11 protein-coding genes are annotated in these 10,679 nt (G+C 47.3%); 3 read left to right on the top strand and 8 right to left on the bottom strand.

Annotated features, from left to right (window positions below; genetic code table 11):
- Positions 1-2: 2 nt before the first annotated feature.
- Complete coding sequence (ruvA, locus tag VIM72_RS29870; RefSeq protein ID WP_332006462.1) at positions 3-590, bottom strand: Holliday junction branch migration protein RuvA; 588 nt, start codon at positions 588-590, stop codon at positions 3-5.
- A 193-nt stretch (positions 591-783) separates the two neighbouring features.
- Here ruvA and VIM72_RS29865 point away from each other — a divergent pair, with 193 nt between their 5' ends.
- On the top strand, positions 784-1,794 hold the full coding sequence (locus VIM72_RS29865) for a beta-ketoacyl-ACP synthase III (protein ID WP_332006461.1): 1,011 nt from the start codon (positions 784-786) through the stop codon (positions 1,792-1,794).
- A 39-nt stretch (positions 1,795-1,833) separates the two neighbouring features.
- On the opposite strand, the gene VIM72_RS29860 is transcribed toward VIM72_RS29865, so the two are convergent.
- The 4 genes from VIM72_RS29860 to VIM72_RS29845 all read right to left on the bottom strand — a co-directional run bounded on the left by VIM72_RS29860 (position 1,834) and on the right by VIM72_RS29845 (position 6,998).
- The gene (locus VIM72_RS29860; protein WP_332006460.1) at positions 1,834-3,780 is read right to left on the bottom strand and encodes a hypothetical protein; all 1,947 of its coding nucleotides are present in this window, start codon (positions 3,778-3,780) and stop codon (positions 1,834-1,836) included.
- Between the two features lie 12 nt (positions 3,781-3,792).
- The gene (locus tag VIM72_RS29855; protein ID WP_332006459.1) at positions 3,793-5,688 is read right to left on the bottom strand and encodes a HAMP domain-containing sensor histidine kinase; all 1,896 of its coding nucleotides are present in this window, start codon (positions 5,686-5,688) and stop codon (positions 3,793-3,795) included.
- Positions 5,689-5,762: 74 nt separating this feature from the next.
- Positions 5,763-6,458, bottom strand: coding sequence for an NUDIX hydrolase (locus VIM72_RS29850; RefSeq protein ID WP_332006458.1), 696 nt, complete (start codon positions 6,456-6,458; stop codon positions 5,763-5,765).
- 48 nt (positions 6,459-6,506) lie between these two features.
- Positions 6,507-6,998: a DinB family protein gene (locus tag VIM72_RS29845; RefSeq protein WP_332006457.1), complete on the bottom strand. Its 492-nt coding sequence runs from the start codon at positions 6,996-6,998 to the stop codon at positions 6,507-6,509.
- 151 nt (positions 6,999-7,149) lie between these two features.
- Between VIM72_RS29845 and VIM72_RS29840 the strand changes: the two genes are divergently transcribed.
- Positions 7,150-7,617 (top strand): GNAT family N-acetyltransferase, encoded by a 468-nt coding sequence (locus tag VIM72_RS29840; RefSeq protein WP_332006456.1) that lies wholly within the window; start codon positions 7,150-7,152, stop codon positions 7,615-7,617.
- A 73-nt stretch (positions 7,618-7,690) separates the two neighbouring features.
- Positions 7,691-8,545, top strand: coding sequence for a GNAT family N-acetyltransferase (locus tag VIM72_RS29835; RefSeq protein ID WP_332006455.1), 855 nt, complete (start codon positions 7,691-7,693; stop codon positions 8,543-8,545).
- Positions 8,546-8,595: 50 nt separating this feature from the next.
- On the opposite strand, the gene fabD is transcribed toward VIM72_RS29835, so the two are convergent.
- The 3 genes from fabD to VIM72_RS29820 all read right to left on the bottom strand — a co-directional run bounded on the left by fabD (position 8,596) and on the right by VIM72_RS29820 (position 10,649).
- On the bottom strand, positions 8,596-9,486 hold the full coding sequence (gene fabD / locus VIM72_RS29830) for an ACP S-malonyltransferase (RefSeq protein ID WP_332006454.1): 891 nt from the start codon (positions 9,484-9,486) through the stop codon (positions 8,596-8,598).
- 119 nt (positions 9,487-9,605) lie between these two features.
- Positions 9,606-10,193: a GTP cyclohydrolase I FolE gene (gene folE, locus VIM72_RS29825; protein ID WP_142683728.1), complete on the bottom strand. Its 588-nt coding sequence runs from the start codon at positions 10,191-10,193 to the stop codon at positions 9,606-9,608.
- Between the two features lie 42 nt (positions 10,194-10,235).
- Positions 10,236-10,649, bottom strand: a complete 414-nt coding sequence (locus tag VIM72_RS29820; protein WP_079469374.1) for a 6-pyruvoyl trahydropterin synthase family protein — start codon at positions 10,647-10,649, stop codon at positions 10,236-10,238.
- Positions 10,650-10,679 lie beyond the last annotated feature (30 nt).

Raw genomic sequence — 10,679 nt, 5'->3', positions numbered from 1 at the left:
TCTTATAACGTTTTCAGAGCCTTCTTTATCAGTTCTTCCAAATTTTGCAATAGCGGCTCACTTTTCAGGACTTTCTGGATAGACGATTCTGCCATACTCCGGGCTATCCCCAGAGTTATCAGAGCATTTAACGCATCTTCGTGGATTGTATTGTTCACAGTTGCAGATAAATGTATACCGGTATCCTTGTGTTTCTTCAGTTTATCTTTAAGCTCCAGAATTATTCTTTTGGCTGTTTTCGCACCGATTCCCTTTACGCTTTCCAGCATTTTCTCGTTTTCCATCATGATAGCGCGTTGTATATCTTCCGGCTGAAGGGAAGACAACATCATGCGCGCAGTGCTGGCCCCCACCCCTGAAACACTGATCAGCAGCAGGAAAAGGCTTCTTTCCGCTTCTTCAAAGAAGCCATATAAGGTGTGCGCATCTTCTTTAATCTGGAGGAAGGTTAACAGTTTACAACTCTCCATACCCTGTATCCGGGAATATGTGTTAAGGCTGATCTGTACTTCATAACCGATTCCATTCACATCCATATGAACAAGAGCGGGCGACTTATATGCTAATTTTCCATTCAGATAAGCAATCATACGACGAGGTAAAGGTTCAGTAAATTTATTAAACTTTTGGAAATTGATTAATAATGTATTCGGGAAAACCGGGGCAAAGATGCTAACTTTTAACGGATTGGCAATCCCTAATATTTGTCATATGCGACTTTTTTAGGAAATATACGTTTATATCGTATTTTTACGCCTCGTTTTAAACACATATTTAGTTTATATGAATAAAATAACGGCCGCTATTACAGCGGTGGGTGGATATGTTCCCGATTACGTGCTAACCAACCAGGAATTAGAGAAATTAGTAGATACAACGAACGACTGGATAATAACCCGGACGGGCATTTCAGAGAGAAGGATATTGAAGGGAGAAGGGAAAGGCACCTCTGATCTGTGTGTTCCTGTAGCACTGGAAATCTGCAAAAAAAGAGGAATTTCCCCGGAAGAAATTGACCTGCTGATTGTGGCCACCGTAACCCCGGACATGACTTTTCCGGCTACCGCCAACGTGGTAACCGACAAAATCGGTGCAAAAAACGCCTTTGGTTTTGATATCAGCGCTGCCTGCTCCGGTTTTTTATATGCCCTGGAAACCGGTGCGCGGTTCATTGAAAGTGGCCGTTACTCCAAAGTAATGATCATTGGGGCCGATAAAATGAGCTCTATCATTGATTATACCGACAGAACCACCTGTATTATTTTTGGAGATGGCGCCGGCGGCGTACTGCTGGAACCCAATACAGAGGGCTATGGCTTAATAGACAGCATCCTGAAAAGCGATGGTCATGGCCGCGAATACCTGCACATGAAAGCCGGTGGATCTGTAAAACCGGCCACCATTGAAACAGTGAATAACCGTGAGCACTATGTATACCAGGAAGGTAAAATGGTGTTTAAATATGCTGTTTCCAACATGGCGGAGGCAGCGAAAGATGTAATGGAACGTAATAACCTTACTGCAGACGATATTGCGTGGCTGGTTCCTCACCAGGCAAATAAACGTATCATTGCTGCTACCTCCCAATACATCAATGTGCCGGATGAAAAAGTAATGATGAATATTCACCGTTATGGCAATACTACCGCAGGTACCATTCCTTTATGCCTGTGGGATTACGAGAAGCTGCTGAAAAAAGGAGATAATGTGATGATGGCTGCTTTCGGCGGCGGATTTACCTGGGGCGCCAACTACATTAAATGGGCGTACGACGGCGATAAATCCGGTAAATAAGTATACCTGGAACAATATTAGAACGGATAACAGCAACGATCATTCGCGGCTGTTATCCGTTCCTGTTTTAACCTCTTCCAGCATACCGGTAAACGCCAGGTACCTCTCTTCACTGGCGGCAACCTGCAGGCCGCCTTTCATTTTATCCATAAAGTCGCGCGTGATGGCAAAGCTAAGGGCATTCATATCCTGCCAGCCGGAAAGGCGCTCCAGAATATCACCAGCGCCAGCGCCGGCATCTGCAATGATGCGCACATACACTGTCCCTTCTTTATTCCAGGCCGACAATACCAGCAGGCTGCCTGGTTGCGCATACTGTACGGAAAGCCGCAACAGGTGGAGCTGGGCCCCTTTGAGCATCTCCTGGTCGGCCATCACCCAACACCCGGCGGGCAGCAGGTTAACCACCACCAGTCCTTTTTCCTTTATGACGGGCCTCATCTGTTTCAACGCCTGATCAACAGTATCATTCAGTAAACTGGGCTTTCCCTGGTAGGTAAACCCCGATAACTGCATACGGATCCATTTTAAGATGTTGTCAAATATGCTTAACGTATTAGCCGACACCCTGGCAATTTCCCTGACCGAAGCCGTCATTTCCGCCTGGCTTGCGCCCTGGTTCCGCAGTTGCAGCGCTGCAGCCGAAATATATTGTAATGGCTCGCGGAAGTCGTTGGTAATAATACTGATCAGCTTATTCTTGAATTCGTCATTTGCCCGCAGGGCTATATTCTTTAGGGCCACACCGGTGTAACTGTCGGATAATGCCTGCTCCTGTCTTTTCCAGGCCAGGTATTGCCGATGCCGGCTGTAAAGCAGGATGAATAAAAGGATCACAATAATAAACAGCCCTCCTATAATAAACTGGCTTTGCTTTCTGCGCAGCTGCACATGTTCCAGCTCCTGCTGCTGCCGCTGGTTGTTACGGGCCAGCTGTTGCAGCGACTGTTCCTTTAAAAAGAAAGCGATATAATTAACAGGGTCCTTTTCCTGCTGATAGCGGTGCTGCGCCGCCAGCCGCATTATTTCCCTGCTGTAGTAGCCTGTTTTTGCTGTATTCCGCTGTTGCCGGTAGTAGTCGTATAACCCTGCAAGCGTAGACAGGTTCAGCTCAATGCAACCGGCTTTTTTAGCCAGCTCATAAGACAGCTCCCGGTAGCGGGTGGAGTCTGTACGATAACCCAGTCGCTTATAATCTTCCAGGCGGTTATAAATATCCATTGCCACATAGGGCAATCCCTTCTGCAGGGCAGCCTCCGCCAGTTGATTGATCCTGGCTTCCGCCTCTTTCCCCCTTCCCTGTATTACCAATGTATCAGCAGCATAGGCGTCAATATAAAGCGGCAGCCTGCTGTAAGGATATTTCCGGCTGATACCTGCCGCAGTTTTCAGCGCCCATAGTACGGAGTCCTTACGGGTGCTGTCCCGGTAAAAACGCATGGCGTAATTTACCAGCAGGATACTGTACACGGAGTCTTGCGACGCCGGCAACCTGGCTGCCATATGGAAGGCTTCATAAAAATAATTATTGGCATCTTCCGGGCGTCCCATATTCCGGTAGTAGAGATAGAGGTTGCTGAGCGTTTTGGCGATGCGGGCGCTGTCGCCCACAGCCTTGTGAAGCTGCAACGCCCTATAGCCGTAAATACCGGCAATATTAAAATCTGTTCTCAGGGCATAACAGAAGCTCATTATGTCAAAAGCATCTGCCAGTCCTTTTTTATACTGGTATCTTTCCGCCATTTCCTGTTCCCTGATGGCATAGGTAAAGCTGCTGTCGAGGTTGATCATCATATACAACGCACCGAGCTTACCCAGGATATCAATACGGGCAATACTGTCGCGCTGAACAGACAACTCCCGCAACAACTCCGGCAGCTGGGGCTTCTGGGCAGCGGCACGCTGTGTTGTACATAGCAATACCACCGCCAGTATGCCGGCGGTGCGTATATATTTATCATACAGATATCGGATGCGGTGCGTCATATTTTTTCCTGGTCACCCCGGCAACTGGTAGTAAAAGGTGCTGCCTTCATCGGCATTATTCTCTGCATTTATTCTTCCGTTCATTTTATCAATAAAATCTTTACAGATGATAAGCGCAAGCCCTGCGCCTTTACCGGCGCGTTCTCCTTCAATAGCGTTGCGGTTCCAGGTAAAAAGATACGGGAGCATGGCGGCATCTATTCCCGAACCTTCGTCTGTGAAGGCAACGGTGATCCAGCCATTGTTGCGTGTAGCCTTCACCGTTATTAACCCATTATCCGGGGAAAATTTAATAGCGTTATGTAAAAAATTCCGGTGGATAAACTGTAACATTTCATAGTCGGCCGCAACGGTGGTGTTTGCCGGGATATCCATTATTATCCGGAGCTCTTTCCCGGTGATCAGGTGTTGCAGGGTTTTTACCGTATTGCTGATCATTTCTTCCAGCGGGAATATTTCCGGGCGGTATACAAACCCTGACAACTGGGTACGGATCCACCGCAGTATTTCCTCAAAAATAACCAGGGTGCCTGCGGCAGTATGTTCCACTTCGGAGATCATATTGGCAGCTTCACTGACAGTGAGCGATTTTTCATCTATAAACCCGGTAATATTAACGATGTTATGTAGCGGTGTTCTGAAATCATGCGCTATCATGGAAATCAGTTTATTTTTAAAATCGTCGCTATCCCGGAGGGCATTATTACCCAGCCGGATCTCCTCCTGCAGGGCGGCCATACTGGCGGTATTTTTCCGGGAGAGGCGGTAGGCGCGCACAAAATATATTACGAGGATAACCAGCAAAACAGCGATGGCGGCGATGATCAGCAGCTGGTAATACCAGAAATGATTGGCCGCTTTATTCATTGCCAGCTGTTGTTTCTGTGATTGGTTTTGCTGTTGCAGGGAGTCCAGCCATTCATCGCCAAAAGCATAGGACAAATAATCTGCTTCCCCGGCCTGCATATCCTCCTGTTGCTGCATCATTACGCTGAGGGCCAGGCGGCTGTAGCCGGAGTCGCCCGATTGCCGGTACCTGTTATACAGGCTTGTGATCACGGGCAGTATTAAGCCGGTATAACCACCGGCCACCGCATAATTCACCGATTGGCGCTGGTATTGAAAGGAATCCGCCTGTTGCTGCCAGATGCGGTAGCCTGTTAACTGGAGACAGGCATACATGGCTATATAATTAAGACCGGCGCTATCGGCCGCAGCTATTACACTTTTCAGGTTTTCTTCTGCTTTTTTTACTTCTCCTGCGCGCAGCTGTTCATTAGCGGTGAATAATCGGGTGTACAGGATCCCCAGTTCATCGTGATACCTGTAAGCGAGGGAGATGGCCTGCTGCAGTCCCTTCTGAGCCGTGGGCAGTGCCAGGGAGTCTGATTCATTAATAACATAATAACTGGCGAGCACCCACGCCCGCAGGGAATCCAGGCCCATATCCCAGGTCACTTTCAGCGCCCGGTTAATATAACGCTGTGCTTCCGCGTGCTGCTGCTGGTACTGGTAAAAGGTGCCGATATTCATCAGTGAAACCGCAACCCCTGCGGAGTCGCCCGCAGCGCGGCAGGCAGCCAGGGCGTTGTCATAGAAAAGAAAGGAGAGATACCGGTGCGGGCGCAGGGCATAATACCGGCCCATACCGCGCAGGGCGTCGCATTGCCCTTTGTTGTAGCCGATACGCTCCGACAGCTCCTTGGCGCGTTTGGCGTATACGCCACTGCTATCGAGCTGCCGGGGCAGATAGAGCGTTGATAGCCTGTTCAATGCGTCTGCATAGTTCGCACTGTCCGTTATCCGTGGTAACGCATTCTTAATAGCTATAATATCATTATGCTGGGCGAACAAAGCCTGCGGAATAAAAAGCAGGACATACAGGCCCATACGGCGTAAACATGACATAATGGGGAATCAACGGTCTGTAAAATAATTTTATTTACAGTCCCTGCTTTCATCCATTTTGTTCATTTTCCCGGTTAGATTTCGAAGACCAGTCCCTTGCGTTTCAGGGCTTCATATTTTTCCGGATCAAACCGGTAGAGGTGAGCTCCTTTTTTAGAAGAGGTTTTGTCTTTTTCCTCCAGTTTTTCCATTACATCCAGCGACAGGATCTTCTTACGGAAGTTACGTTTATCAAGGGTTTTGCGGTATATTTCCTCATAGAGGCTTCTCAGTTGGGAGAGAGTGAATTTCTCCGGCAGCAGTTCAAAACCTATGGGGTGGAACTGTGCGTTGTTCCGGAGTGCCGCCAGCGCGTCTTCAATCATTTTACCATGATCGAAGATCAGTTCAGGGATTTCGTGCAGTTCCAGCCAGTGGGCTCCATGTTCGCGGGCCAGTGGCTTATCATGATTTTTAATACGGATCAGGGCATAGTAGGCAACGGATATCACCCTGGCGCCGGTATCGCGGCCTACATTGCCATAGCAATGCAGCTGGTTCATGTAAATATTGTCCAGCCCGGTGGTATATGCCAGTACACGGGCTGCCGCTTCATCAGTGCTTTCCTCTTCCTGCACAAAGCCGCCTACCAGCGACCATTCACCGGCCATAGGCGCTACCTTCCGTTGCATGATCAATAATTTCAGGCGGCCTTCATCAAATCCAAAGATGATACAATCCACTGCCACCAGGTGTTTCGGGGCCTTCGCATAAAAAGAAGCAGCATTCATATAGGAATTTTAAACGGCGGAAAATCTATCAAAAATAATAAAACCGGATTATTTTTTTGGCTTAAAACGACTGTATTCCGTGGCCGGTATTTTACCCACTCCTAATATCCCTAACATATATACCAGTTGTCCACGGTAAAAGGTACTATTACTACATACCTCTATTACCGCATCCTGTACAGCTATTTTATAATGTTCGCTTTTTTTGAGGGTATATGCAATCGTATGGTTCAGCCTTACCTGGCTGGCTTTTTCCACCCATTGTTCCAGCAAGGCCGACTGTGAAAGCCAGGCAGCGCAGGCATCCGCAAAACTGCCGCTGAAACCTGCAGTGGGATCTGTTGTCTTTTCGGTGAGCTGCAAACGCTGATACCAGAGACTTTCCATATGCCAGATGTGATAAACGGTATTACGCAGGGTCGAAAAACCGCCCCCCAGCTCCCTGTCCAGCTGTTCATCTGTTAATTTAATCAATCCCTTTGCCAGCTGTTGATTCGCCCAGCTGTTGTAAGCGGTATAATGCGCGAGCATATTTTTCATGTAAGGAGCAATTAATGCCATTTTCGCCTAAACAACCTACAAATTACAATATTGTTCGTCATTTTAACCATAGATATTTGCATCCACTTTTATCCTAACAGGCCGGCAGGGAACTTAAAATTTTGATTATTTTTGGTTAATATACTGAGATATGGAAGATATAACGTTAAGGGTTGCACGAAAAGAAGACAGTGCACGGCTGATGGAGCTGATCCGCGAGCTGGCAGCATATGAAAAAGCGCCGGAGCAGGTAACGGTAAGCCAGGAACATTTTGAAGAAGCCGGTTTTGGCCCGAACCCGGTATGGAAGGCATTTGTGGCCAGCACTGTAGTCAACGGCCAGGAAATAATTCATGGGTTTGCCCTTTACTATATACGCTACTCTACCTGGAAAGGCTGCCGGATGTACCTGGAAGATATCATTGTTACCGAAAAATGGCGGGGCAAAGGCATCGGGAAATTATTGTTCGACCAGCTGATGATCGAAGCAAAAGAAAAACAGTTCAGCGGTATTGTATTCCAGGTGCTGGAATGGAACAAACCTGCCATTAATTTCTACCAAAAATATACCGATAAATTTGATCCCGAATGGATCAATGTCAGCATAGAATTACAGTAATTTTTCCGCTCATAAAATTCCGGGATGGTATGTCGTCAATCCTTGTTAATATTGGCGACATACCCATTCTGTTATGATCTATATCCATGATTTCCGTACACTTCAGAACGTATCCACGCCCGGCCTCTGCGACACCTTCAATGCTGCTTTCAGCGACTATATAGTACCGTTGCATCTTACGCCTTCCATACTGGAACAAAAGATGCAGGGTGAAAATATCCTGCGGGATTATTCTATCGGCGCCTTTGCCGGCAATACACTTGGCGGTTTCATTTTACATGCTGTAAACAATAAAGTGCACCCCACCGCACTATACAATGGCGGAACCGGTATTATCCCGGAGTACCGCGGGCAGCACCTGGTGCAAAAAATGTACGACCAGTTTATACCGGTATACCAGGCGCAGGGCATCCATAAAATTACCCTGGAGGTGATCAGCACGAATCTTCCCGCCATCAAGGCATATACGAATACCGGGTTTCATAAAACCCGTACCATCCATTCTTTCAAGGGAAATATACATACGCATAAAAACCCGGCAGGCATCTCCATAAAAGAAAACAGAACGCCCGACTGGCCCCTGCTGGCCACTTTTATGGATATGGTCCCCACCTGGTCTAATACGGTCAGCAGCATACAGCGGGAAGCGCCGTTTACCACTACCTGGGAAGCGGTGGTGGACGGGCATACAGCCGGATTTATCAGTGTGCATAAAGATACCCGGAGGATCAGGAATATAGCCGTGCACCCGGAGTTTCGCAGAAGAGGTGTAGGAAGCGCTTTGCTGCAGTATGCCTCCGATCAGTTCATGGGCGCCGCAGTGAGCATCATAAATATCGATGAGCATTTCCCTGAAATAAACAGGTTCCTGCAGCAGGCAGGGTTAACGGATTACCTGTCGCAGTACGAGATGGAAATAGTGCTATAAATAAAAAAGCAGCGGATAGTCCGCTGCTTTTTTTTATAGCGATGATTTAATTAGTTGATACCGTTCACCACTGTTTCCTTGTTAATTTTCTGGATCAGGCCCTGCAACACTTTACCTGGCCCTACTTCCGTAAATTCCTTGCCACCGTCGGCCACCATGGCCTGTACGGATTGTGTCCATTTCACTGCGCCCGTTAACTGATCTATCAGGTTCTGTTTGATCCGGGCCGGGTCGGTTACCGCTACGGCCACCACGTTCTGGTAAACCGGGCAGGAAGGTGAATTGAAGGTAGTGGTATTGATAGCCGCCTGCAGCTCTTCCTTGGCAGAAGCCATTAAAGGGGAGTGGAAAGCGCCGCCCACAGGGAGGATCAGGGCTCTTTTAGCACCGGCAGCCTTCATTTTTTCGCAGGCAATTTCCACGCCTTTAAGCGTACCGGAAATCACCAGCTGACCGGGGCAATTATAATTAGCCGGCACTACTACTTCGCCGGTTTCGGCAGTAACAGCAGCGCAGATCTCTTCTACTTTGGCATCGTCCAGGGCCAGTACGGCAGCCATGGTAGATGGTTGCAGCTCGCAGGCTTTCTGCATGGCATTAGCACGGATGGCTACCAGTTTCAGGGCTGCTTCAAACGACAATACGCCATTGGCTACAAGGGCAGAAAACTCTCCCAGGGAATGGCCCGCCACCATTTCCGGCTGTGCATGTTCTGTGCAGAGAAAAGCAATTACTGCATGCAGGAAAACAGCAGGCTGGGTAACGTTGGTTTGTTTCAGGTCTTCTTCGGTGCCGTTGAACATAATGTCAGAAATACGGAAACCCAGGATGTTATTTGCCTGTTCAAAAAGTTCTTTTGCTTTTACGTTGGTGTCGTACAGATTTTTGCCCATACCCGGAAACTGGGAACCCTGTCCGGGAAATACGAAAGCATGCTTCATGTGGATATAAATTAATATTTTTTCAAATATAAATAAGAATTACGGATTTACAGGTAGCTGATAAATATAAATTACGCTTATCATCTACCCATAAATCCGTAATACGTAATATAGATTTTTTATTTGGAGATCAGTTTCATGAATTCCGCCCTGGTGGTGCCATGTTCAAACTGGCCACTGAACGCGGAAGTGGTGGTAAGGGAATTTTGTTTTTGCACTCCTCTCATCATCATGCACAGGTGCTGCGCTTCAATGACCACAGCAACGCCCTGTGGCTGCAGGGTTTCCTGGATAGCATCCAGAATCTGGTGCGTAAGGCGTTCCTGGACCTGCAGGCGGCGGGCATATACATCCACCACCCTGGCTATTTTGCTCAGGCCGGTGATATACCCGTTTGGAATATAGGCTACATGGGCTTTTCCGAAGAAGGGCAGCATATGATGTTCGCACATAGAATATAATTCTATGTCTTTTACTATCACCATTTCACTATATGCTTCTGTAAACTTTGCGCCCTCCAGTATTTCGCGTGCATCCTGCTGATACCCCTGTGTGAGGAACTGCATAGCTTTGGCCACCCGTTCAGGCGTTTTCTGCAGCCCTTCCCTTTCAGGGTCTTCTCCCAGCAGGTGCAGACATTCTTTATAATTTTCTACAAGACCGGACGTGATCTTTTCATCGTAACTTTCGTTCTTATTATACGCCATTCTTATATGATTTAATAAATTTCAAAGGCAGGGAAGTATGTATTATTTCCCACCGTAATACTCTACGTATATGCGTGGAGTTTCGTACAGTTTGATACAGTGCAGCTGCACTTCTGCCGGCAGGTGTTTGGCCAGCTGGTCCCAGATAGCGATCGATAAATTTTCGGCGGAAGTGAATTTATCCTTCATGAAATCAACATCCATATTAAGATTCCGGTGATCTATCTTTTCTATCACCGCATCCCGGATAATTACGCCTAAAGTTTTGGCATTAAACACAAAACCCGTTTCCGGATCAGGATTACCTTTTATAGTGACGTGCAGTTCGTAATTATGACCATGCCAGTTCTCGTTGGCACATTTACCAAAAACTTCCTCGTTCTTCTCTTTGCTCCAGCCCGGGTTAGATAACTTATGCGCTGCATTGAAGTTCTCTACTCGCGTTAAATAAATCATTATTGCAAAAAATTTTTGCAAAAATACCAC

The organism is Chitinophaga sp., from assembly GCF_036569185.1.
In the GTDB taxonomy this organism is placed as follows: domain Bacteria; phylum Bacteroidota; class Bacteroidia; order Chitinophagales; family Chitinophagaceae; genus Chitinophaga.
Note: the sequence above shows the minus strand (reverse complement) of the source record. Positions and strands in the feature narration are given on the sequence as shown.

Bases quoted from the DNA above. Each gene is read 5' to 3' on its own strand.
- VIM72_RS29845 (WP_332006457.1), bottom strand. From the start codon at position 6,998: ATGAAAAATATGCTCGCGCATTATACCGCTTACAACAGCTGGGCGAAT.
- VIM72_RS29850 (WP_332006458.1), bottom strand. From the start codon at position 6,458: ATGAATGCTGCTTCTTTTTATGCGAAGGCCCCGAAACACCTGGTGGCA.
- VIM72_RS29855 (WP_332006459.1), bottom strand. From the start codon at position 5,688: ATGTCATGTTTACGCCGTATGGGCCTGTATGTCCTGCTTTTTATTCCG.
- VIM72_RS29820 (WP_079469374.1), bottom strand. From the start codon at position 10,649: ATGATTTATTTAACGCGAGTAGAGAACTTCAATGCAGCGCATAAGTTA.
- VIM72_RS29840 (WP_332006456.1), top strand. From the start codon at position 7,150: ATGGAAGATATAACGTTAAGGGTTGCACGAAAAGAAGACAGTGCACGG.
- VIM72_RS29865 (WP_332006461.1), top strand. From the start codon at position 784: ATGAATAAAATAACGGCCGCTATTACAGCGGTGGGTGGATATGTTCCC.
- folE (WP_142683728.1), bottom strand. From the start codon at position 10,193: ATGGCGTATAATAAGAACGAAAGTTACGATGAAAAGATCACGTCCGGT.
- VIM72_RS29860 (WP_332006460.1), bottom strand. From the start codon at position 3,780: ATGACGCACCGCATCCGATATCTGTATGATAAATATATACGCACCGCC.
- fabD (WP_332006454.1), bottom strand. From the start codon at position 9,486: ATGAAGCATGCTTTCGTATTTCCCGGACAGGGTTCCCAGTTTCCGGGT.
- ruvA (WP_332006462.1), bottom strand. From the start codon at position 590: ATGATTGCTTATCTGAATGGAAAATTAGCATATAAGTCGCCCGCTCTT.
- VIM72_RS29835 (WP_332006455.1), top strand. From the start codon at position 7,691: ATGATCTATATCCATGATTTCCGTACACTTCAGAACGTATCCACGCCC.